Below are 23596 nucleotides of genomic sequence, written 5' to 3'. Positions count from 1 at the left end.
GAAGAGGCATTATGACAAAGAGGAAATGGCGACCCGCGCACGAAAACGGTCAAATCTAGTCAAAGTGACGGATAAATGCAACTGTCCACACTCTGGGTGCGTATTTTTTGTATTCCCGTCACAGAGGCCGCCGCTTACACTATCTTTTCGGATCCGCGCCCTGCGTTTGTTGTTCTGGATCAATCACAGGTAAACGAAGCATGAAGGTCAGCAAAATAGCCAAAATGACCAACAGCAAGATCCTGACCCAGACGAGCTTAACCAGCCAGAGTGAAAGCGCGAACGTTAACAGAATCATGGTGACAGCCTTCCATTTTGCCCCCGGCGGCAACGCCCGATGTTGCTGCCAATAGCGCAGATAGCTGCCAAACCAGGAGCGGTACAGTAGCCAGTCATGGAAACGCGGGGACGAGCGGGCAAAACACCAAGCGGCCAGTAACAAGAAAGGCGTTGTTGGTAATAAGGGCAACACGACACCCAACGTTGCCAGCACAACGGAAACCCACCCCAATATCATCAGCAACACGCGATACATATTCACCTTTCTGCTTTGTTCACTACCAATATGTTTTGTCTGCTCAATATATTTTTGTCTGCGACAATGTCCACCACACTTTATCACCACCTTGCCCGATGGATTAGTTAAGATATCCTCATGCAGTGCAGTAAAGCGGCGTAGACTAACGATATCGATCTATACCACGGGCCGACACACCGCGCGAGGCTAGCTCGCTGAATCATCAGCCTGACCGTAAGGGAAAAAAGTGAACACGCATCGATTGCTACAAGCGCTTGAACAACAAATTAACACGCTAGCGAAAGAGCTTGAGCCGCTGGCGGATAAAGCCGTGCCGCAATCACGCTTCGATCGTCAACTCTTTAGCAGCTACGGCACCCGGCTACGTGATTATCGCGCCGAAGTTGAACAAAATTTACAGGTGATAAAGCAGTTAGTTGCCGAACAGCGCACCGATCGCGTGGCGTTTCTGGCTGAAAAGTTGGTCAGCCAGATAGCCGCATTGCAGCGTGAGCTGGCAACACAGTCATTACGCAGGCAGGAGCAAAGTAATGCACCACAGCCGGAAGATCTGTATCACAAACTCGCGGAACATCAGGATTATGAACGCCGTCTGCTTTCCATGATTCAGGATAGAGAAAGCCTGCTCATCACGCAGACGCAATTCAGCGAGCAACAGCGACTACAGAAAGAGCTGGCGGCGCTGGAAGGACGGCTGTCACGCTGCCGTCAGGCGCTGGCACGTCTGGAACGTCAAATCGAACGCCGTGAGCAAGGATTGTAGTACGGCGGGTTCGCCAAGAAACGAGGAACTGATTCATGTCACTTGAAAACGCCCCACCCGAGGTCAAGCTGGCGGTCGATTTGATTATGTTGCTGGAAGAAAACCAAATCGAACCGCGTATCGCGCTGGCCGCCTTGGAGATTATACGTAACGATTTTGAGAAAAAACTCTCGCAAGAAGGTGGTGGCGCTAAATCCTCCGCCTAAGGTAACAATAGCTCCAGAGCTTAAAGGCAACAGGTATTAGCGCCGTCGATCAACGGCTTATTCAGCGAGTTTACGTAGCGCCGGGCTAAAATGCAGCATATCAATAAAAGCATCTACCAGCGCCGGGGCTTCCTGATCGAGATCGAAACTTTCCGGCATAAATAGCCAGTTTTCCATCACGCCGGAAAAATAGGCACGCATCGCGATTGCTGCACGACGTGGATGAATGTCCGTCGGCAACATCCCCACCCGGATGCACTTAATCAGGTTTTCTTCAATATCGACATAGCAGGAGAGATAAAGCTCTTTGCGCGCATTGTACGATTGCAACATTTCACCGACAAACTCACATTTGTGAAAAGCGATCTCCATAATGGATCGCCAATGTGTATCACTAACGGTTAAACGCAGCATATAAATCAATAATTCACGCATCACGCGGAGTGGATTATCAGGGAATTTTGTCTGATACTCTATTTCAAACTCATCTATTTTTGACTCAGCCAAGGCCCAGATTTCGTCAAAGATTTCGGCTTTGTTCTTAAAATGCCAATAAATAGCACCCCGTGTCACACCAGCAGCGGTGGCAATGTCAGACAATGAGGTCGCGGACACACCATGCTCAGAGAAGACTCTTAACGCAGTATCCAGTATATGTTGTCGGGTTTCCTGAGCCTGTTTTTTGGTTTTTCGTGCCATGATAATTTGGTTTTTCGTGCCATATCGCTGTATTTGAAGGAAAGCGTGATTTACATACATTCGAGAATGTATGTAACATAGCATGAACATAAGACTATAGCAGCAATGGGTTTTTAAGCTTGTGATCCATTGGTCAATTTCAAATCGGACACTTGAGGTTTATCTATGAACAAAAACAGAGGGCTAACGCCTCTGGCGGCAGTTCTGATGCTTTCTGGCGGCTTAATGCTCGCAGGATGTGATAGCGGCAATAATCAGCAAGGCGGCGCACAGCAGCAGATGCCTGAAGTGGGTATTGTGACGTTAAAAACGGAAGCACTGAATGTCATGACCGAGCTGCCGGGCCGTACAAGTGCTTACCGCATTGCCGAGGTTCGCCCACAGGTTGGCGGCATTATCCTCAAACGCAACTTCGTTGAAGGGTCTGACATTAAAGCTGGCGCATCGCTGTATCAAATCGATCCTGCGACATACCAGGCAAGCTACAATAGCGCCAAAGGCTCACTCGCTCAGGCACAGGCTCAGGCAGAAATTGCCCGCCTGACAGTTAATCGCTATAAGCCGCTTTTGGGCACCAACTACGTCAGCAAGCAGGATTACGATCAGGCTGTTGCCACCTCTCGTCAGGCTGATGCTTCGGTTCAGGCTGCTAAAGCAGCGGTTGACACCGCACAAATCAATCTGGCTTACACTAAAGTGAACTCGCCAATCGAAGGCCGCGTGGGTAAATCCACCGTGACGGAAGGCGCATTGGTAGCAACCGGGCAAGCAACGGCATTAACCACCGTGCAGCAGCTTGATCCGATCTATGTTGACGTCACGCAGTCCAGTAATGATTTCCTGCAACTGAAGAAAGAGCTGGAAAACGGTACGCTGAAACAAAGTGAAGGCAAAGCCAATGTCCGTCTACTGTTGGAAAACGGTAGCGAATATGCCGAAGCAGGTACATTGGAATTCTCTGATGTCACTGTCGATGAAACCACCGGTTCCATCACGCTGCGCGCTATTTTCCCTAACCCACAGCACAATCTTCTCCCTGGTATGTTTGTACGCGCCCGTCTTGATTCCGGCGTTAACCCGACAGCCTTATTAGTGCCGCAGCAGGGTGTCACCCGCGATCCGCGTGGTCAGGCCACGGCGATGGTGGTTGGAGAAGGCGATAAAGTAGAACCTCGCACGCTTAAAACCAGTAAGGCAATTGGTGATAAATGGTTGGTTACCGAAGGCTTGAAAGCGGGCGATCGCGTTATTGTCACTGGTCTGCAAAAAATCAGGCCCGGTGCGCAGGTGAAAGCTAAAGAAGTCGCTCCAGAAAATCAGCAGGCGCAACAAGCGTCAGCAGAACCCGCGAAGTCTTAAGACGTTCTAACAGGAGCCGGTACAATTCATGGCTAAGTTTTTTATAGATCGACCCATTTTTGCATGGGTGCTCGCCATCATGGTGATGCTGACGGGGTTGCTGGCAATTGTTAAATTACCGATTGCCCAGTATCCAACGATCGCACCACCCGCGATTGAAGTAACAGCAAATTATCCGGGGGCCGATGCATCGACGCTGCAAGATTCCGTGACGCAGGTTATCGAACAGAATATGAACGGTATCGATAACCTTATGTACATGTCATCAAGCAGTGACTCCTCAGGTACAGTGCAGATTACGCTGACGTTTGACGCGGGTACCGATCCGGACATCGCGCAGGTTCAGGTACAGAACAAACTGCAACTGGCAATGCCGCTGCTGCCGCAGGAAGTACAGCAGCAAGGGGTTAACGTTCAGAAATCAAGCAGTAGCTTCCTCATGGTTGCCGCCTTCATCAGTGAAGACGGCAAAATGTCACAGGAAGATATCGCTGACTACGTGGCTGCTAACGTTAAAGATCCCATCAGCCGTACATCCGGCGTAGGTGATGCACAGCTGTTTGGTGCCCAGTACGCAATGCGTATCTGGCTGGATCCGAACAAACTGAACAACTATCAGTTAACCGCAGGTGATGTCACCGCGGCGATCAGAGTCCAAAACAACCAGATCGCGGCAGGACAACTGGGGGGAGCGCCACCTGTTCCTGGCCAGCAGTTGAACGCCTCGATCATTGCGCAAACCCGACTGAATTCAGCAGAGGAATTTTCTAAAATCCTGCTGAAAGTTAACGCTGATGGCTCTCAGGTTCGCCTTAAAGACGTTGCCCGCGTTGAGCTAGGCGCAGAAAGCTACGACACCATTGCACGTTTCAATGGTCAGCCCGCTGCCGGTATCGGTATCAAGCTGGCGACAGGCGCAAATGCGCTGGATACCGCAACCGCAGTAAAAAACTCACTGACCAAATTGGAAGAGTTCTTCCCTTCTGGCCTGAAAGTGGTTTATCCGTACGATACAACACCCTTCGTTAAGATCTCGATCAACGAAGTCGTGAAAACGCTGGTGGAAGCCATCGTACTGGTATTCCTGGTGATGTATCTGTTCTTGCAGAACTTCCGTGCCACGCTGATCCCAACCATCGCAGTGCCGGTCGTGTTGCTGGGAACGTTTGCTATCCTCTCCGCGTTTGGTTATTCCATTAACACCTTGACGATGTTCGCAATGGTTCTCGCCATCGGGCTTCTGGTGGATGACGCCATCGTCGTCGTGGAAAACGTGGAACGTGTCATGGCGGAAGAAGGTCTACCGCCTAAAGAAGCAACAAAACGTTCCATGGAGCAGATCCAGGGGGCGTTGGTCGGTATTGCGCTGGTTCTGTCCGCGGTATTCGTCCCAATGGCGTTTACCGGTGGTTCTACAGGGGCAATCTACCGCCAGTTCTCCATCACGATCGTTTCGGCGATGGTGCTGTCGGTTCTGGTTGCGTTGATTTTGACGCCAGCGCTTTGTGCAACGCTGTTAAAACCGATCGCCAAAGGCGATCACGGTGAGAAGAAAGGCTTCTTCGGCTGGTTCAACAGACTGTTCGAGAAAAGCACGAGCCACTACACCGATAGCGTAGCAAATATTCTGCGCAGTACGGGCCGTTATCTGGTCATCTATCTGCTGATTGTTGTCGGTCTGGCACTGTTGTTCTTACGCTTGCCGACATCTTTCCTGCCGGACGAAGATCAGGGGGTTCTGCTGAACATCGTTCAGTTGCCTTCAGGTGCGACGCAGGAAAACACCCAGAAAATCATGGACAGAATGACGCAATACTATCTCGAAAATGAGAAAGGTAACGTCAAGTCCGTGTTTACCGTGACGGGCTTCGGGTTCTCTGGTCGTGGGCAGAATGCCGGCTTGGCCTTCGCCAGCTTGAATGACTGGAGTGAACGAAGCGGTGCAGAGAATAAAGTCCAGGCAATTGCGGGCAGAGCTAACGCGGTCTTCAGTCAGTATAAAGAAGCTATCGTGATTGCGGCCAACGTCCCTGCGATTATCGAACTGGGTACCGCAACAGGTTTCGACTTCCAGTTGATTGACCAGGCTAACCTTGGGCACGCAAAACTGACGGAAGCACGTAACCAGTTATTGGGCATGGCGGCACAACGTCCTGATACGCTGGTGCAAGTTCGTCCTAACGGGATGGAAGATACACCGCAGTTCCGCCTCGATATCGATCAGGAAAAAGCGCAGGCGCTTGGTGTGTCACTGTCGGATATCAGCTCAACGTTGGCAACCACGCTGGGTGGATCTTACGTGAATGACTTCATCGATCGCGGTCGCGTGAAGAAAGTTTACGTTCAGGCCGATGCACCTTTCCGTATGCTGCCAGATGACATCAAAAACTGGTACATCCGCGGTAGCAACGGACAAATGGTGCCTTTCTCTGCCTTCACGCAGAGCCACTGGGAATATGGTTCACCGCGTCTGGAACGTTATAACGGCCAACCATCCATGCAGATCCAAGGTGAAGCCGCTCCAGGTAAGAGTACCGGTGAAGCCATGGCATTGATGGAAAGTTTCGTGACCCAATTACCGCAAGGTATCGGCTACGAATGGACGGGTATGTCTTATCAAGAGCGGTTATCAGGCAACCAGGCACCCGCAATCTATGCGATTTCACTGATTGTCGTGTTCCTATGTCTGGCAGCGCTTTATGAAAGCTGGTCAATACCGTTCTCCGTCATGCTGGTTGTTCCATTGGGGATCATCGGTGCATTAATTGCGGCGAATATGACAGGTCTTGAAAACGACGTTTACTTTAAGGTGGGCCTGCTGACAACCATAGGGTTATCGGCGAAGAACGCCATATTGATTGTCGAATTTGCTAAAGATCTGATGGAAAAAGAAGGGAAAGGACTGATTGAAGCAACGCTCGATGCCGTTCGTATGCGTTTGCGTCCAATCCTGATGACATCACTTGCCTTTATCCTCGGTGTAATGCCGCTGGTCATCAGTAGTGGTGCAGGTTCCGGTGCACAGAACGCCGTTGGTACTGGCGTAATGGGCGGGATGATTACAGCAACCGTGCTGGCTATCTTCTTTGTTCCGGTGTTCTTTGTTGTTGTCCGCCGTCGTTTCGGTAAGAAAGTCGACGACACAACAGCACACTAAGACCGAATACCCTCCTATATCCCCTAAAAGGCCGCCTAGCGGCCTTTTTTACTTTCCAGCCCTATCTCCCCGGCTAACCCTTACCAACCGTGCACAGTGCCGTTTGCATCTTTATCCGCCTCTATAGTGGCGTAGAGAATGTTACGGCCTCACCACAACATAATGGTTGATCCTGATGTCAAAAAAGCGCAACATAACAGGTATGTTATAACATAACAAATGAGGCAACTATGAAAGCAGGTATTCATCCTGACTATCGCACGGTGGTATTCCATGACACCAGCGCGGATGTCTATTACAAAACAGGGTCAACGATTAAAAGCGATCGTACCATTGAACTAGAGGGTACCAGCTACCCTTACGTCACTATTGACGTTTCTTCGGCATCGCATCCCTATTACACCGGGAAGCAAAAAGAATATTCGAAAGAAGGCAGCACAGCGCGCTTCCAGCAGCGCTTTGGCAACTTCTTCAAGTAATCAGAGAGGGCTATTAAATGCAGGTGCTTAGTTCACTACGTTCAGCAAAGAATCGTCATAAGGATTGTATTGTGGTCCGCCGTCGCGGGCGAGTTTACGTTATATGCAAATCAAACCCGCGTTTTAAGGCCGTACAAGGCGGAAAAAAGAAAAAAGGTTAATCTTTCTCGACTTCATCCCGATACAGTCGGTGTTATGGCGCTAACCAGACTGTACGGGATGATTCGCATGAAAAAACAGCTGAAACAATAAGATAACGAGTATCAAAAGCCCTTATCCACTGAGCAATCTCTTCGCATTCCTTCTGTCATTTCTCATATTTTCAGATAGAAATAATTAAATAAGCCGCAGACGAGTTTATTCTATGCTCATTGTTACAACAAAAAAATCTGAGGATTAATCAAAATAAATAGCAGTGAAAACCTTACCTATTATCCGCGAATTTTACGAACGCTTTTGCTATAGTCATATATAGAATGACGTAATCGTAGCCAACTTGGTAGAACTATACTTAAGGTTAAGTCATGATATGTTGGTATTTACGCCAGCCCTATTTCGCGACATAGTAGATAGTAGGAGGTAAAAAATCTTTGTTATCTCATTCATTGCTGAAAAAATCACAATGGCTCAGCGCATTGCTTGTAACAGCATGAATACGAAACAATGCTAATGTCTTTATCTTGTAAGCTTCATCAGTCTACCTGTTTACCAGGTGTTAACCGCAGTAACACTGAATAACGGCTTAACGGAGGGATTGATATGGATGAGTACACACCAAAACATTATGATATTGCCCAACTCAGATTCTTATGTGAGAATCTGTGTGACGAAAGCATAGCGACGTTAGGCGATAGCAGTCACGGCTGGGTCAATGATCCAACATCTGCGATCAATCTCCAATTAAATGAACTTATTGAGCATATCGCTACGTTTATTCTCACATTTAAAATAAAATACCCTAACGAAAGTGAGCTTTCAGAGCAGGTTGAAAAGTATTTGGATGATACTTACGTCTTGTTTAGCAACTATGGCATTAATGATGCTGAACTACGGCGCTGGCAGAAGTCCAAAGCAAAATTATTCGGAATGTTCTCAGGGGAGAACGTCTGTACGCCTGCTAAAACTTAAGCAATAATTTATTTATATTTTTTAACCACCAGGTACTGTTTGCATAGGCCATTATGAAAAAAATCGACTATTTGATGCGTTTGCGTAAATGCACAACCATTGACACTCTCGAACGCGTTATTGAAAAAAACAAGTATGAACTCTCTAATGATGAACTGGAGATGTTCTTTTCCGCAGCCGATCATCGTCTGGCTGAACTGACAATGAACAAACTCTACGACAAAGTTCCTACCGCAGTATGGCGATACGTCCGTTAATTCCTAACGAAGCGTATACAAAAACTGACATTAAATACACTGCGCCGATAATATTATCGGCCTTTGTTTTTATTATCTTTTTAACGTATTAATTGCGTAAGACTTGTAACAAATTGTATTTTTTATATTAAGTAAAAATGAATTCGCCCTCACCTCTCACGCTTATTTCTCCGGCACTCATCGTTTATAACAATTGCATTGAGAGCATCCACGAATAGTATATCCCGTGATGAAAACAGGGGATGTAATAATTACCGCAATTATTACTCGCTAAGTAAAGATGCGCAGTCATCCTCTCGAAGAAACAGCGATCGGTAAATGACACCTATCGAGCAAAGAATGGCTGCTCAGCGGTTATGTATGTCAGAAAACGGATTTATGGCAGAGAATGGTGTTTATGTGCAGGAAATGAAGACCAGTCTGGCGATGAAGCGGCTAACGAGGGCAGAAATTGGTGGAGGCCCTGCCAGCTACATCCCGGCACACACGTCTCCTGCTGCGGCTGCTTCCTTCCGGACCTGACCGAATCCACAGGTTAGTGTTGCGGGAGAACCGACAGGGCCTCCATTGACGACTTTATAACAGTGTGCACATGATAATCGCAACGTGTCACAAAGCGGTGGGCATTATCGGCGATGGGATAAGCAATTGCAAGCTAACACCGACTAACCGTTGTTTTCTTACCCACCCCACTGTGCCACTATGATGTTCAATCGGTTTAGGAACAGCAGGAATATCCGCGGATGTCAGAAGAAAACGATAATTTCCGCCAGCGCGTTTTTCAAATCGTCGCGGCAATCCCTTACGGAAAAATAGCGACCTATGGCGACATCGCACAGCTTGCCGATTCACCCAGGGCATCCCGGCAAGTTGGCGGGGTATTAAAACGCCTGCCGAAAGACAGCAAACTCCCCTGGCATCGGGTAATCAATCGTAAAGGGGAAATATCGCTGGTCGGTGGAGACTATGTACGCCAGAAGTCAGCGCTACAGGCGGAAGGCATCATTTTCAATCGTCAGGGAAAAATTGATCTCGCTAAATATCGCTGGCAATACGCGCCATAGCGGCGCGTATCCAGATGAATTACCAGACTGGCTGCGGAGCCACAGATGACGAAGCAGGTTGCCCCTGAAGCATATGAGGAGTCTGATTCGCCGGATTAGACATCATTGATCCCTGATTTTTCGCCGGTAAGGGAACAGAGGCGACAGGGACCAGCACCAAATCGGCGTTATTCACCCCGTTGCTAATAACCGGCAAGACGTTTTCCGTCACCATCACGATGCGATTATCGATCGCAACCGCTGCGCTGAGTAAAATACGCGCGTTGGGCTGAATATCAGCCGGATTATACGGTAGCTCGAATTGGAAAGGTGCCTGCTTTCCTTCTGTACGCGTCACACGCTGGGTAATCACTTTTGAAGGTGCATCCGCCAGCGATGCATCAGACACGGTAACGGTCAAAACGGCGTTGTGAGGCAGCGCAATGCGCTGACGAATATTCACCGTACCGGTTACCGCAGGCATCGCGACAGCCGGGCGCTGTGAGGAAACACTGGTGACAGGTGCGCCAGTCTGAGGAGAAACGCCATAATCACTCCTCTGTGCACATGCAGCCAGAGTCATCGATAACGTGATACCGCCTAAGATATGCCATAATTTCATTCGGTCAGTCTCCCTTATTATTGTCAGACTACCGGTATCGAAAACCGGCACTCATAAATAGTATGATTCAACCAACACAATAATGATGGTGCAATATTCTGATATTTTCCTGAAATCCACACATTTATTGCAGTAAAAAGTCACAATCAGACATTTTACACATTACAAAACAAACAGATAACTAGCCATTCGCATACATTGGGGCCGATACCATGAGTCAATCACTACAACATCTTCTCGACCTCCTGCATTTAGAGAAGCTCGAAGAAGGGCTATTTCGCGGACAAAGCGATGATTTGGGGCTGCGTCAGGTCTTTGGCGGGCAAGTCGTCGGCCAAGCCATGTCGGCTGCCAAACAGACTGTCCCCGTCGAGCGCAACATTCACTCTTTCCACAGCTACTTTTTGCTACCCGGCGATAGCCAGAAACCCATTATTTATGACGTTGAAAACCTGCGCGACGGCAACAGCTTCAGCGCCAGACGCGTTAGGGCTATCCAGAATGGTCGCCCTATTTTTTATATGACGGCCTCATTTCAAAGTCATGAAGAAGGGTTTGAGCACCAGAATGTGATGCCAAACGTCGCACCGCCAGAGGAACTGAAATCCGAGCAGGAAATCGCACAAGACATGCAGCACCTTCTGCCGCCCCGCTTTCGCGATAAATTTATTCAGGCCAGCCCGATTGAGATGCGCCCGGTTAAATTTCATAACCCACTAAAAGGCGAAGTAGACGAGCCAGTGCGACACGTCTGGTGCCGTGCCAGCAGCCCGCTGCCGGACGATAAGCGTATTCACCAATATCTGCTCGGCTATACGTCTGACTGCAATTTCCTACTCACAGCGTTGCAGCCTCACGGCGTTGGCTTTTTGGAACCGGGTATGCAGGTCGCCACTATCGATCACTCGATGTGGTTCCACCGTGATTTCCGGCTGGATGACTGGCTGTTATATACCGTAGAAAGCACGTCTGCATCCGGTGCTCGTGGTTTCGTTCGTGGGCAATTCTATACTCGGGAAGGTGTGCTGGTTGCATCCAGCGTGCAGGAAGGCGTCATACGTCGCCGACAGCCATAAACCTTGCGGCAGCCTCGTAACGTAAAAGACCACCTCATCCGGGGGGTTGGTTTAAGACTGATAATAAAACAGGCGTGGAGTCTCCTCCACGCCTGTCTACTTGTATTAAGCCATCTCACTGACTAATTTAAGCGTTCTTATTGGTTGTAAGCGCTCTCGCCATGGCTGTTGACGTCCAAACCTTCGCGCTCTTGATCTTCAGGTACACGCAGGCCGACAACCATATCCGCGATCTTGAAGGCGACAAATGCCACCACGCCAGACCACACCAGACAAACAATCACGCTGAACAGCTGCACCCAAATTTGGTGTGCCATCGTCACGCCTTCCGCATAGCCAGTACCACCCAGTGATGCAGAGGTGAATACGCCAGTCAGGATACAGCCAACGATACCGCACACGCCGTGAACACCGAACACATCACATGGGTCATCCACACGCAGCCATCTTTTCAGTACCGTTACGCCCCACAGGCCTGCAACACCACCAGCCAGACCGATAATCAGTGCGCCACCCACGCCAACCGTACCCGCAGCTGGCGTGATTGCCACCAGACCAGCGACACAGCCAGAGCATGCGCCCAGCAGAGAAGGCTTACCGCGGACCATCCACTCACCGCCAACCCATGCCAGAATTGCAGCAGCAGTCGCAACAACGGTGTTCAGGAAAGCCAGGGCGGCGATACCGTTCGCAGCACCCGCAGAGCCCGCGTTGAAACCAAACCAGCCGATATACAGAATCGCCGTACCAATAAATACCATCGGCAGGTTATGCGGTTTGAAGGCTTCTTTGCCAAAACCAGCGCGTTTGCCCAGCAGGTAAGCACCCACCAACCCAGCAACCGCGGCGTTGATGTGAACCACCGTACCACCAGCGAAGTCCAGCGCGCCATCCGCAGCCAGATAGCCACCGCCCCATACCATGTGCGTCATCGGCAGGTAGGAGAACGTCAGCCACAGCGCAACGAAGATCAGCACAGCAGAGAAACGAATACGCTCAGCAATCGCACCGACAATCAGCGCGACGGTGATGCAGGCAAAAGAAGCCTGATACGCCACATGTACAAATTGATAGTAGGTGCCGCTGATGGACTCAATCCCGATGCCTTTCAGCATAAAGGTGCTGAAACCACCGAAGAAGGCGTTACCTTCGCTGAAGGCCAGGCTATATCCGTAAACGACCCACAGGATACAAACCATCGCGAACGTTACGCTCACCTGCGTCATCATGGACAGAACGTTCTTAGAACGAATCAGGCCGCCGTAAAACAGTGCAATGCCCGGTATAGTCATAAAGAGTACCAGTGCGGTACAAATCATAATAAAAGCGTTGTCCGCTTTATCAATCGTCGGTGTCGCAGCCATTGCCCAGGACGGGAGTAATGCCGCCACACCGAGACCTAATGAAGAGAGTAGTTTTTTCATTTTCATCCATCCCTATTTACGTATCTACGCTAGGTGTTGTTAAAGTGCGGCTTCGTCAGTTTCACCCGTACGAATACGGATAACCCTTTGCAACTCGGCGACAAAAATTTTGCCGTCACCAATTTTTCCGGTGTACGCGGCTTTGCTGATGACATCGATCACTTCATCCAGTTGATCGTCTGCAATCGCGATATCAATTTTTACCTTGGGTAAAAAATTAACGCTGTATTCCGCGCCGCGGTATAGCTCTGCGTGCCCTTTCTGACGACCAAATCCTTTCACCTCAGTGACGGTGAGTCCCTGGATGCCGACAGAAGATAACGCTTCACGTACATCTTCCAGCTTGAATGGTTTTATCACCACAGTAACCAGTTTCATTTATCTTCCCCCTAGCCATTACGTTCAGGCTTTCGCCCGTCACTTGTTCGATTACGTGCTCTATGAAGTAGGTCTACGTCATGACTAAAGCAAAGGGTGTGCCATAAATGATTTATCTGGCATAAATCAGGAAAGAGAACGCAATTAACGATAAGAAAGGGCAAAAAGAAAACAGTATGGGAAATAAATGCAGGAAGATTTGGGCAAAAATTGCACCAATGCAGTGCATGAAGAGTGTTTTTAGTGCAACTTGGGGGGAAACCAGAATCACGATGCTTATTGATGGTGCGAAGCCATGAATAGACTGTCAGTCTGCACCACACAAGGCGGTGCAGACCGGGATACTATCTCAGGTAAGTCTCAGTGCGCAGGGCAAGGTTCAGTGCTGGTAGCGGCAAGATCCTCTCCAGCGAGTTGCAACTGATACATTTGATAATAGCGCCCCTGCTGTTGCAGTAGTTGATCATGTGTTCCCCGTTCAACGGTTTGCCCATGATGGAGCACCATAATCGTGTCGGCCTCAACGATAGTGGAAAGCCGATGGGCGATGATAATCAAGGTCGTCTGTTCCCTGATGATACGGAGCGCCTTTTGCACCGCCTGCTCCGTACCTGAGTCAATATTCGCCGTCGCTTCATCGAGAATCAGGATCTTAGGCGTTTGCACCAGTACCCGCGCAATCGCCAGCAGCTGCTTTTGTCCGGTTGACAGGTTATTCCCCTGCTCACCAATGCGCGTATGCAATCCTTCAGGGAAAGCCCGAACCAGTTCGGCAAGCTGTACCACTTCCAGCACGCGCCAGACAGCCTCTTCGCTGATATCACGCCCCAGCGTCACATTCACAAACATGGATTCCGCCAGCACAACTGGATCCTGTTGCACCATTGCCACATTTTGGCGCAACACCGCATGAGAGAGCGTCGACAGCGGGCGGCCATCAAGCCGAATCTCACCCTCATCTGGCGCGTAATACCCCATAAGCAAACTGGCTAGCGTACTTTTCCCACTGCCGGTATGTCCGACCAGCGCGACGAACCCGCGCTCCGGGATCGTCAGAGAAATATTCTGTAGCACGCGTTTTTCTGTACCATATGAGAAAGAGACATCGTCAATATCGACACGCCCAGTCGCCAGAGGATGCTCATCATCGCCGTAGCTCTGCTTTTTGCCATCCATCAATTCAAAAATACGTTCACCGGCGACGACTGCCTGCTGCAACATGGACTGCTGGGTTGTCAGTTCAATCAGCGGTTCATTCAGACGGCCCAAATAGTTGATAAACGCGTACAAGACCCCGACGCCAACCGATCCAATTGAGCTGAAACCAAATTGGATTAACAAGCCACACAGCACCATTGCGGCAAACAGGCTCAGCAGCGGCCGCAGCAGGAAACCTTCCAGACGCAAAGCCTTCATCCGCGCTTCATAATGCTCATGGCTGGCGGCACCCAGTTTTTTGCCAAAGCGAGCCTGCTGGCGAAACTGCTGAATGACGCCCATGCCATTAATCACTTCATTAAAACCATCATTAATGTCGGCCAGATAGCTCCGTACCTTGCGCACAATCGGCGTACTAAAACGATGGTACAGCACCATGACCGTCGCGACCGCAGGGAAAATCATCAGTGCAACCAGCGCCATCTGCCAGTTCAGGCTAAACATCGCCACCAGCATCGCACCAACCAGCGCCGCACTACGTAATACCGTTGACACCACCATGACGTACAGGTCTTTTACCACCTCAGTGTCATTGGTGACGCGTGAAATCAGTTGCCCAACAGGTTGCGTATCAAATGTACTCAGTGGCTGGCGCAACGCCGCGTCCATCACATCAATACGCAGTTGCTGAACAACACCGACCGCAACGCGATTAAAGAGCAGCGTCTGAAAATAGTGCAGTGAAGCCGCCAGAATTTGCAGCAGGATATAGGCCATTGCCAGGCCAGCCGCAATCGCCAGCGGGAACTGACCTTTTGCTACCAAGTCGTCAATAAAATAGCTCACCAATACAGGGCCTGAAACTTCAGCAATTGCGGCAATCCACAGCATCAGGACACCCTGTAACAGCGGTTTTCGCCAAGGTGAACCATAGGCCAGCAGACGTTTCAGGGTTGGCCAAAACTGTTGAGGGCTATTCATTTTTCGTTCCTTCCAACTGCGGCACATCATCCAGCGCCGCTTCCAGCTGTTGATAACGGTACATATCCCGATACCAGCCAGGTTGTGCCGCCAGCGTCCGGTGTGTGCCACGCTGCACCGTTTGTCCTTGCTGCAACACCACGATTTCATTCGCTTCGGTTAGGGCTGACAAGCGATGTGCGCTGATGATCAGCGTCCGTTTTTCGCCCCACGTTTTGAGATTCTGCAAAATCTGGTGTTCCGTTCGCCCATCAACCGCAGACAGCGCATCGTCCAGCACCAGAATTTCAGCATCCAGCAGTAATGCACGGGCAATCGCGATCCGCTGTTTTTGACCGCCTGATAGCATCACGCCGCGCTCTCCGACCTCCGTCTGGTACCCTTGAGGCAAACGCAAAATATCGTCATGAACGCTGGCAAGCCGTGCCGCCTGTTCAATCTGTTGTTGGGTAGCATCAGGCCGACCCAGTGCAATGTTTCGTGCCACGGTATCAGAAAACAAAAAGGGCATTTGCCCCACAACGGCAAAACGGCTTCGCAGTTCATCCAACCGAATGGCGCTCAATGGGCGATCGTGATAACGAATCTCTCCCGATTGGGTATCGAAATGACGTAATATCAACGCCAACAGCGTACTTTTCCCCGATCCTGTCGGCCCACATAGCCCCAGCATATTGCCCGGCGCTAGCGTAAACTGAATATGTTGTAAAGCATCACGAGCATTATCCGGGTAGCGAAACGCGGAGATATTCACGTCCAGCACGCCCCGCTCGGCAGGCAAGGATTCCTCACCGTCTTTCACCACGAGATCTTCCGCAAGCAGCTGTCGAATACGGCTATATGCCGCACTACCACGCTCAACAATATTAAACATCCAGGCCAGCGCCAACATCGGCCAGATCATCAACCCCAGATACATGACGAAGCTGGTCAATAAGCCTAACGTCAGCGAACCGTTAATCACCATCCAACTGCCGCCGCCAATCGCCAGCAAATTCGAAAGCCCAACGGCAATATAAATGGTGGGATCGAAGCGGGCATCAACGCGAGCGACGTGCATATTTTTAGCCCCCGCATCCGCCGCAACCTGCGCAAAACGCGCGGACTGGTAGTTTTCCAGCCCAAAGGCTTTAATCATCCGAATGCTGGTCAAGCTTTCCTGCGCCTGATCGTTCAGCGAAGAAAACGCCGCCTGTGCGGATTTAAAACGGTTATGCAACTGGGTGCCGTAGCGTTTGATGAAAATCGCCATGAACGGCATAGGAAGCAACGCCAGCAAGGTGAGTTCCCAACTGATCTGTGTACACATGACAACCAGCACAGCGCAGCCCATTACCATCGAATCGACCAGCGTCAGCACGCCCTCTCCGGCGGCAAAGACCACGCGATCGACATCGTTAGTCGCACGCGCCATCAGATCGCCAGTACGGTGACGTTGGTAAAATGCAGGATGCTGACGACTCAGTTGACGGTAAAAATCCTCTCGTAGCTCAACCGCCAACTGGTATGACGCGCCAAACAGGAACACGCGCCACACATAGCGCAGCAGATAGACCATGACGGCAGTCAGCAGCATCACTCCAATCCACTTCATCATTTCGGCCATCGACATGCCGTGCTGCGTCACACCATCGACAATCACGCCGACCAGTTTAGGGGGGAGTAATTGCAGAATGGCAATCGCAATCAATAGCGCAATAGCCCCCAGATAGCGCCGCCATTCGCGGCGAAAATACCAACTCAGTTGAGCAAACAGTCTCACGCGGTTTTCATTCCAATAGCCAGACGGGTCATGACAGACTCAGAAAGGTGATTATACAAAAGACGGATGAACGATAAATCACAGGGATAAGGGCAATGCCGTGGTATGTTTGATTCGTTCCATAGCAAAGCTAGATGTTACATCGACCAGCCCGGGAATACCATTCACCAGCCGCTTATAGAAATCATCATAGCTTTTCATATCAGCGACCTGAACCTGCATCAGGTAATCGTATTCACCAGCCATACGATAGAAAGCCAGCACCTCCGGCATGTCGGATACCACGCGGGTGAAAGTCTGATACCAGTCGCGGTTGTGCTGTTGCGTCTTCAATAAGACAAACGCCGTCAGCCCTAACCCCAGACGTTCATTATCCAACAGCGCCACCTTAGCCCGGATGATCCCTTCCTCTTCCAGACGTTTCAATCGTTTCCAGCATGGCGTAGATGTCAGATTAACCGCCTCGGCCAGCGTCTGTAGCGAAAGCGTGCAATCCTGTTGCAACATATTCAGCAGTGTGCGATCAATTTTATCCAACATAGTTATACCTAATATGGTTTTACCTAATGTAGTTTTACCTAAGAATAGCGCCGCCGATAGAAACCTCCCCTACTGTCCCCCATTAAGAGAGAAAAGTAATGTTCTTCCCATCCAGAATTGTGGTGATAGCATTATTGGCAACATCGACATAGCAATGACCTTACCGGCCTTCGTTACACAAACCCCGCCGTTGCCATAATTTTCGAGATAGCGACTCACCATACACCTCAGTAGAAAAATAGCCCACACAGGAAGAGTAAAAGGGTAAATAATTCCCTTAAATTACCCACAAGGAGATAAAAAGGTAATTTTTTTATCCTGAAAACTCGTTACTCTATTCGCATCACTGCCTAACCGAGTTTTCATCATGACCAATGCCTGGGTTAAAAATGCCATCAGCGCTATCGAAGCAGATTTTCAGCGTTCGGCTGATACGCATCTTATCCGACTGACCCTGCCGGATTATCCCGGTATCTATTTTTATCTCAAAGATGAAAGCACCCACCCCAGCGGTAGCCTGAAGCATCGCCTGGCTCGTTCCTTATTTCTCTACGGGCTGTGCAACGGTTGGATTAAAGAAGGCACGCCAATTATCGAAGCGTCATCCGGCAGCACTGCCGTGTCAGAAGCCTATTTTGCACGTTTACTTGGCCTGCCGTTTATCGCCGTCATGCCCTCCTGCACCGCAAAAAGAAAAGTCGAGCAAATCGCTTTCTATGGCGGACGCTGCCATTTTGTCGAACAGGCAGGACAAATCTATGCCGCATCCGAACAGCTCGCACAAGAGATGAACGGCCATTATATGGATCAGTTCACCTATGCGGAGCGCGCCACCGACTGGCGCGGCAACAACAATATTGCCGACAGCATTTACCGCCAAATGGCACGTGAACCGCATACCGTGCCGGATTACATCGTGATGAGCGCAGGAACTGGCGGTACGTCAGCCACGCTCGGACGCTACATTCGCTATCAGGGGCTAGATACACAACTGGTCGTCGTCGATCCAGAACACTCCGTCTTCTACGACTGTTACCAACAGCGGGATCGCTCCATCACTGGCCCATGCGGTAGCCGGATAGAAGGTATTGGTCGCCCGCGTGCCGAGCCTTCTTTTATTCCTGACGTCATTGATAGCATGATCAAAGTGCCGGATGCCGCCAGCATCGCAACACTGTACTGGCTGGAAAGCGTGTTAGGCCGCAAAGCGGGAGCCTCTACCGGCACCAACGTCTGGGGTATGCTGCAACTGGCCAAAGAGATGGTGAGCCGGGGTCAAAAAGGCGCGATTGTGACCCTGCTCTGCGACAGCGGCGAACGCTATCTGGACACCTACTACAACAGCAGTTGGGTAGAAAAAAATATTGGTGACATTAGCCCTTATCTTGATGCCCTGAACACACCAGAAATGTCGCCTATCATGCCGGAACTCAGCCCAGTGTGAGTCTGGTGTATTCAGCACACAGCCGCGGCGCTGAATACGGGCTATTTTTCAGGTAACATAGCGGCTTTACATCACACCCCGCATTAAGGTGAATGAAGAATGAAGCGTGCTGTTGTCGTTTTTAGCGGTGGACAAGATTCCACAACCTGCCTGATTCAGGCTCTGCAAGATTATGATGACGTCCACTGCATCACCTTCGATTATGGGCAACGTCACCGTGCTGAAATTGATGTCGCTCGGGAACTCAGCCAGAAACTGGGGGCAACGGCGCATAAGGTTCTGGACGTCGGTTTACTGAATGAACTCGCCACCAGCAGCCTGACGCGTGACAGCATTCCAGTCCCCGATTACGACGCCAATGCACAGGGCATCCCCAACACCTTTGTTCCAGGAAGAAACATTCTCTTTCTGACGCTCGCCTCTATCTACGCCTATCAGGTTGGTGCAGAAGCGGTCATTACCGGTGTATGTGAGACCGACTTTTCTGGCTACCCAGATTGTCGCGACGAATTCGTCAAGGCACTGAATCAGGCCGTTGTTTTAGGTATTGCCCGTGATATTCGTTTTGAAACCCCGCTGATGTGGCTTAACAAGGCTGAAACCTGGGCGCTGGCAGATTATTACCAGCAACTTGATACCGTTCGTTACCACACGCTAACCTGCTATAACGGCATCAAGGGTGATGGATGTGGTCAGTGTTCCGCCTGCCATTTACGAGCAAACGGGCTCGCGCAATATCAAAACGACTCCGCCGCTATCACGGCATCGCTGAAACAGAAAACCGGGTTACGCTGATACTTCACGTCACCACGCAGAAACGCCACACCAAGTAAAAAACAGGCCACGCCGTGCAGCAATGGCCTGTTGTTTCATGTTAACGACGAATCTCGTTTAGGTGTTCCAGCAGTTCTCCCTCCAACGGCAGTGCTTTTTGCGTCAATAAATCAATGCAGACAAACGTCAGCGTGGCATCGGCCACGTCGCTTTCATCAGACACTCGGGTTATCTTCTGACAGATCACGCCACTTTTCGTATTCATCTGTAGCAGTTCGCTATCAATACGCAGCACGTCACCGAGAACGGCAGGCTTGCGATAGTTGATATTGATATTCACCACGACGAAAGCAATCTTGTTGCTATGCATCCAGCCAAAAGCGGGCAACGTTTCCAGCCATTGCCAACGCGCCTCTTCCAGAAACTCCAGATAGCGCGCGTTATTAACGTGCTGATAAACATCAATGTGATAACCACGAACGGTAATGAAAGTCTGCATCTCGGTAATACTCCTGTGACAAAATCAGTAACTGGTATGACCTGATAATTAGCCTAGCAGAGGTTCGTAGCCCAGAGGAAGTGCTCGACTGGACTGCGACTGATATCACAGTTTTAAACGAGAGAGATTTCTCTCAACCAACGCTGCCCCAATTCCTGGGACCTCCGTTAATTGATCGATCTGGGTAAAAGGGCCATTTTGCTCACGATAGCTAACGATCGCTTCCGCCTTTTTAAGGCCGACACCGTTCATTATTTCAGCCAAATCAGCCGCGCTTGCTGCATTAATGCTTACCTTATCCTCATCACCATCAGGAAGCGTTGCTTTTTCCGCTTTCTGATCTGCTGGCGCAGACTTCACCGCTGTCGCCGTACTGTCGGCGGCTTTAGGTGCCGCCTGACCCAGCAATGGCAACCCTGACAAACTCATCCCAATGATTAAGCACAGTGCTTTTATTCCTGATTTTTTCATGCTGTTTCCTCCTTGTGTGTGACAGCACGGCTACCTTGCCGCAGACCCATCAACACCGCAAACAGCAGAATTTAAATGTGGAAAAGGCCGCGAAAGCGGCCTTTTGTTGTTGCAACGATTTGCAAATTTTTGCGGAGCTTATTGCTGTTCTTGCGCCGCATTGCCCATCTTGATTTTCGCTTCACTACGCAAGCTGGACAGCAGAGAATCAAACAGCGCGCCCAGAGAACCTTGCTGAACCTGGCTGGCAAACTGTTTTTTCTGCTCATCGTTTAGCTGATGTGGTGTCACGCTATCCAGCGCAACCAGCACGACATTACCGGCCTGATCCTGAGTAATCGCATAAGATGGCTTATCCTTTTCTGGATGTGGCATAGCAAAGATTGCTTCGGCCGTTGCATCACCCTGAGAGATAGAAGACATCGTTTTTGCTTCACCAAAGCTCAGACCTGCCGCTTTAAGCGCATCGTCTTTACCTTGCTTCAGCTCAGCCAGAATTTTTTCAGCGTCTACACGAGTCTGCTGTTCAGCCTTCTGACGTTTCAACACCTCAACGATCTCAGTACGCACCTGATCCAGAGGGCGAGTACTTTCAGGCTTGTGCTCAGTGATACGCAGAACGAAAGCACGATCGCCGTCGACGTTAATCACATCGGAGTTATTGCCCGCAGCACCGTTTTCGCCCAACAGCGCACCGCTAAAGATAGCCTGCGTTACCGGCTGGAAGTTCAGCGCAGCGGGAACTTTCTCACGCGTAAACCAGTCGGTCTGCGTGGCTTTCACACCGGCGGCTTCTTCTGCTGAGGCCAGAGACTCGTTGTCATTGCTTGCCGCTTCGCTGATTTTTTGTTGCAGCGCATAGTAACCATCCTGCGCTTTCTCATGCTTCACTTTCTCAGCGATCTCGGCACGGACTTCGCTCAGGGGTTTGACCTGCTGCGGCTGAACATCATCCAGACGCACAATCAGATAGCCAACAGAGGATTTAATCGCTTCGGAAACCTGACCTTTCTCCGTCAGTTTTGCCTGCTTCAGCTCATCAATCATGCTGTTTTCGTCCATCCATCCCAGATCGCCACCGTTGCGGCGCGAGATAACGTCCGTTGATTTTTCTTTCGCCAGCGTAGCGAAATCACCACCTTGCTTCAGCGCATCCAGAACAGACGTTGCATCGGCCTCATTCTTCACCTGAATAACGCTGAATTTTTTGCGCTCAGGCTGGGAATAGTCACTCTTGTTCTGTTCGTAGAAATCGTTGATAGCAGCATCGTCTACTTTCACGCCGTCCATGATGCTTGCCGCATCCAGCGTGATATAGCTAACTTTGAATTCTTCTGGTGCGATGAAATTCCCTTTGTTTTGATCGTAATAACTCTGGACTTCATCGTCAGCAACCGTCTGGGCTTTCGCCTTAGCAGCAATATCAATGGTTGCAACACGGACAACACGATCTTGTGCAGCCAGTTTCACCAGGTTATCGATCTCCTGCGGCAGCAGGAACGCGGTATTGCCAAAACCGCGAATCAGCTGCTGTGAAGTCAGTTGCTTACGCAGCATCAGAGCATACATATCCGGCGTTACGCCAAGGCGACGAACCTGATCCAGATACTTTTCATTATCAAAGCGGTTGTTGGTCTGAAACGAAGGAACGTCAAAGATCGCCTGTTTGATTTGCTCATCACTGATGTTCAGACCCAGCTTGTTGGCATACTGATCCAGCAAGGTTTCATCAATGAGTTGGGAGAGTGCCTGCTTACGCAATTGCTGCATGTAGCCGTCATTACTCGCCAGAAGAGAGAAATTCTCACCCAAGGCTTCCTGCTGACGACTGCGTTCGTTCTGTACCGCCTGCTCAAGCTGTGCGCGGGTAATTTCTTGCCCGTTCACCTTTGCAGCGTAATCTCCTGAACCACCAATAAGATAATCACCAACGCCAGTTAGAACGAATGATGCGATGATCAAAGCAAGAATAATTTTGAGCACGACGTTATTCGCGGCCGTACGTAAATTGTCCATCATAATGTGACAACACTCCGCTGTAGAATGGATAAAACTCCCTGCGCTGGCCGGAGCCATGCATCCTTGCGATTGCTATAGCCCAATACAAGGCTAGGGCGCACTTAAGCTTATTGCCCGCCACGTTCTGCCATGTGTCGGGTATGTATATCCCCGTCATACTTCAAGTTGCATGCGCGTTGGCTACGTTCAGTCACCCGAATCACTTACTTAAGTAAGCTCATCGGGATTCCCTCTCTTGCCGCCTTCACGCAACTCGAATTATTTAGGGTAAAATCCTATATAAATAAAAGGCACATCATAAAATGATGCGCCTCGTATCTTACCCTACCAATATCATTGCGTCAGGTATTGTTTGGCACCCAAAGTGGTTATCAGCCAAACCTGTGACGTAATAATCAGTTAACGGCGTCTTTCAGCGTTTTACCAGCACGGAATCCTGGTACTTTCGCCGCAGGGATACTGATTTCCTTACCAGTTTGCGGGTTACGGCCGGTACGAGCAGCACGTTCACGCACTGAGAAAGTACCAAAACCGACCAAAGCAACATCGTCCCCTTCTTTCAGGGATTCGGTAACGGAACCAATAATTGCATCTAACACACGCCCTGCTGCCGCTTTGGAAATATCAGCATCTGCAGCAATTTTGTCGATCAATTGTGACTTGTTCACTCTGTCATCCCCTCTGGAATTCTCTTATCGCGCTTCAATGTCCCAAGACGCGACACGTAACTTATTATCAAGGCTGTCATGCTTAGCCAGTTACGGCTAAAACTAACAGTGCTCTAACTTAGCGGTACAAAAAAAAGCTGGCAAGCACGAT

At 49.9% G+C, this 23596-nt stretch carries 24 protein-coding genes and 1 other RNA gene; 12 read left to right on the top strand and 13 right to left on the bottom strand.

All coding sequences use genetic code 11. From position 1 onward, the window contains the following. Positions 1 to 139: 139 nt before the first annotated feature. Entirely contained in the window at positions 140 to 535 is a 396-nt protein-coding gene (locus tag BUB06_RS08760) for a DUF454 family protein (RefSeq protein ID WP_039472405.1), read from the bottom strand. Positions 536 to 764: 229 nt separating this feature from the next. On the opposite strand from BUB06_RS08760, the gene priC reads away from it, so the two are divergent. Both priC and rsmS read left to right on the top strand, forming a co-directional pair. Then, on the top strand, positions 765 to 1301 hold the full coding sequence (gene priC / locus BUB06_RS08755; RefSeq protein ID WP_039472403.1) for a primosomal replication protein PriC: 537 nt from the start codon (positions 765 to 767) through the stop codon (positions 1299 to 1301). Between the two features lie 35 nt (positions 1302 to 1336). Continuing rightward, positions 1337 to 1507, top strand: coding sequence for a pleiotropic regulatory protein RsmS (gene rsmS / locus BUB06_RS08750; RefSeq protein WP_010303027.1), 171 nt, complete (start codon positions 1337 to 1339; stop codon positions 1505 to 1507). A 57-nt stretch (positions 1508 to 1564) separates the two neighbouring features. Here the strand turns inward: rsmS and acrR are convergent, their stop codons facing one another. After that, the gene (gene acrR, locus BUB06_RS08745; RefSeq protein WP_010303026.1) at positions 1565 to 2206 is read right to left on the bottom strand and encodes a multidrug efflux transporter transcriptional repressor AcrR; all 642 of its coding nucleotides are present in this window, start codon (positions 2204 to 2206) and stop codon (positions 1565 to 1567) included. 165 nt (positions 2207 to 2371) lie between these two features. Here acrR and BUB06_RS08740 point away from each other — a divergent pair, with 165 nt between their 5' ends. The 6 genes from BUB06_RS08740 (at position 2372) to BUB06_RS08715 (ending at position 8586) form a co-directional block, all read left to right on the top strand. Next, on the top strand, positions 2372 to 3565 hold the full coding sequence (locus tag BUB06_RS08740; RefSeq protein WP_039472399.1) for an efflux RND transporter periplasmic adaptor subunit: 1194 nt from the start codon (positions 2372 to 2374) through the stop codon (positions 3563 to 3565). A 28-nt stretch (positions 3566 to 3593) separates the two neighbouring features. Further along, entirely contained in the window at positions 3594 to 6722 is a 3129-nt protein-coding gene (locus BUB06_RS08735; protein ID WP_039472398.1) for an efflux RND transporter permease subunit, read from the top strand. A gap of 230 nt (positions 6723 to 6952) precedes the next feature. Continuing rightward, entirely contained in the window at positions 6953 to 7201 is a 249-nt protein-coding gene (locus BUB06_RS08730; protein WP_039472395.1) for a type B 50S ribosomal protein L31, read from the top strand. A gap of 17 nt (positions 7202 to 7218) precedes the next feature. Continuing rightward, positions 7219 to 7362: a type B 50S ribosomal protein L36 gene (ykgO, locus tag BUB06_RS08725; protein WP_005976091.1), complete on the top strand. Its 144-nt coding sequence runs from the start codon at positions 7219 to 7221 to the stop codon at positions 7360 to 7362. A 598-nt stretch (positions 7363 to 7960) separates the two neighbouring features. After that, positions 7961 to 8329, top strand: coding sequence for an Hha toxicity modulator TomB (tomB, locus tag BUB06_RS08720; protein ID WP_005976089.1), 369 nt, complete (start codon positions 7961 to 7963; stop codon positions 8327 to 8329). A gap of 53 nt (positions 8330 to 8382) precedes the next feature. Then, positions 8383 to 8586 carry an HHA domain-containing protein gene (locus tag BUB06_RS08715; RefSeq protein WP_005976087.1) on the top strand — a complete coding sequence of 68 codons (204 nt, stop codon included), beginning with the start codon at positions 8383 to 8385 and terminating at the stop codon, positions 8584 to 8586. 461 nt (positions 8587 to 9047) lie between these two features. Here the strand turns inward: BUB06_RS08715 and ffs are convergent. After that, positions 9048 to 9144, bottom strand: an RNA gene (gene ffs, locus BUB06_RS08710) — signal recognition particle sRNA small type. A gap of 185 nt (positions 9145 to 9329) precedes the next feature. On the opposite strand from ffs, the gene BUB06_RS08705 reads away from it, so the two are divergent. Further along, positions 9330 to 9650, top strand: a complete 321-nt coding sequence (locus BUB06_RS08705; RefSeq protein WP_015839360.1) for an MGMT family protein — start codon at positions 9330 to 9332, stop codon at positions 9648 to 9650. 19 nt (positions 9651 to 9669) lie between these two features. On the opposite strand, the gene BUB06_RS08700 is transcribed toward BUB06_RS08705, so the two are convergent. After that, positions 9670 to 10251, bottom strand: coding sequence for a YbaY family lipoprotein (locus tag BUB06_RS08700; protein WP_010303016.1), 582 nt, complete (start codon positions 10249 to 10251; stop codon positions 9670 to 9672). A gap of 212 nt (positions 10252 to 10463) precedes the next feature. Here BUB06_RS08700 and tesB point away from each other — a divergent pair, with 212 nt between their 5' ends. Then, positions 10464 to 11327: an acyl-CoA thioesterase II gene (gene tesB / locus BUB06_RS08695; RefSeq protein ID WP_039472390.1), complete on the top strand. Its 864-nt coding sequence runs from the start codon at positions 10464 to 10466 to the stop codon at positions 11325 to 11327. A gap of 137 nt (positions 11328 to 11464) precedes the next feature. Here the strand turns inward: tesB and amtB are convergent, their stop codons facing one another. The 5 genes from amtB to BUB06_RS08665 form a co-directional block, all read right to left on the bottom strand. Next, entirely contained in the window at positions 11465 to 12751 is a 1287-nt protein-coding gene (gene amtB / locus BUB06_RS08690; protein ID WP_039472387.1) for an ammonium transporter AmtB, read from the bottom strand. A gap of 39 nt (positions 12752 to 12790) precedes the next feature. Next, positions 12791 to 13129: a P-II family nitrogen regulator gene (gene glnK, locus BUB06_RS08685; RefSeq protein ID WP_002208627.1), complete on the bottom strand. Its 339-nt coding sequence runs from the start codon at positions 13127 to 13129 to the stop codon at positions 12791 to 12793. A gap of 360 nt (positions 13130 to 13489) precedes the next feature. Continuing rightward, on the bottom strand, positions 13490 to 15268 hold the full coding sequence (locus BUB06_RS08675; RefSeq protein ID WP_039472386.1) for a SmdB family multidrug efflux ABC transporter permease/ATP-binding protein: 1779 nt from the start codon (positions 15266 to 15268) through the stop codon (positions 13490 to 13492). Next, complete coding sequence (locus BUB06_RS08670; RefSeq protein ID WP_039472384.1) at positions 15261 to 17030, bottom strand: SmdA family multidrug ABC transporter permease/ATP-binding protein; 1770 nt, start codon at positions 17028 to 17030, stop codon at positions 15261 to 15263. Before BUB06_RS08670 ends, BUB06_RS08675 begins: the two co-directional genes overlap by 8 nt. A gap of 78 nt (positions 17031 to 17108) precedes the next feature. Next, a complete protein-coding gene (locus tag BUB06_RS08665) occupies positions 17109 to 17570 on the bottom strand; it encodes an Lrp/AsnC family transcriptional regulator (protein WP_010304571.1) in 462 nt (153 codons plus the stop codon). A 367-nt stretch (positions 17571 to 17937) separates the two neighbouring features. On the opposite strand from BUB06_RS08665, the gene BUB06_RS08660 reads away from it, so the two are divergent. Beyond that, entirely contained in the window at positions 17938 to 19014 is a 1077-nt protein-coding gene (locus tag BUB06_RS08660; protein WP_039472382.1) for a PLP-dependent cysteine synthase family protein, read from the top strand. Positions 19015 to 19113: 99 nt separating this feature from the next. Further along, positions 19114 to 19809, top strand: a complete 696-nt coding sequence (gene queC, locus BUB06_RS08655; RefSeq protein WP_039472379.1) for a 7-cyano-7-deazaguanine synthase QueC — start codon at positions 19114 to 19116, stop codon at positions 19807 to 19809. Positions 19810 to 19888: 79 nt separating this feature from the next. Here queC and BUB06_RS08650 read toward each other — a convergent pair whose 3' ends face one another. From BUB06_RS08650 to hupB, 4 genes are all read right to left on the bottom strand, one after another. After that, positions 19889 to 20287, bottom strand: a complete 399-nt coding sequence (locus BUB06_RS08650; protein WP_039472377.1) for an acyl-CoA thioesterase — start codon at positions 20285 to 20287, stop codon at positions 19889 to 19891. A gap of 105 nt (positions 20288 to 20392) precedes the next feature. Then, positions 20393 to 20758: a helix-hairpin-helix domain-containing protein gene (locus BUB06_RS08645; protein ID WP_010304561.1), complete on the bottom strand. Its 366-nt coding sequence runs from the start codon at positions 20756 to 20758 to the stop codon at positions 20393 to 20395. A gap of 138 nt (positions 20759 to 20896) precedes the next feature. Then, positions 20897 to 22777, bottom strand: a complete 1881-nt coding sequence (ppiD, locus tag BUB06_RS08640) for a peptidylprolyl isomerase (protein WP_039472375.1) — start codon at positions 22775 to 22777, stop codon at positions 20897 to 20899. Positions 22778 to 23172: 395 nt separating this feature from the next. Beyond that, positions 23173 to 23445 (bottom strand): nucleoid-associated protein HU-beta, encoded by a 273-nt coding sequence (gene hupB / locus BUB06_RS08635; RefSeq protein WP_005976031.1) that lies wholly within the window; start codon positions 23443 to 23445, stop codon positions 23173 to 23175. Positions 23446 to 23596: the final 151 nt, after the last annotated feature.

The organism is Pectobacterium carotovorum, from assembly GCF_900129615.1.
Taxonomy (GTDB): Bacteria; Pseudomonadota; Gammaproteobacteria; order Enterobacterales; family Enterobacteriaceae; genus Pectobacterium; species Pectobacterium carotovorum.
The sequence above is the reverse complement of the archived record's forward strand: the minus strand, read 5'-3'. Positions and strand labels throughout refer to the sequence as shown.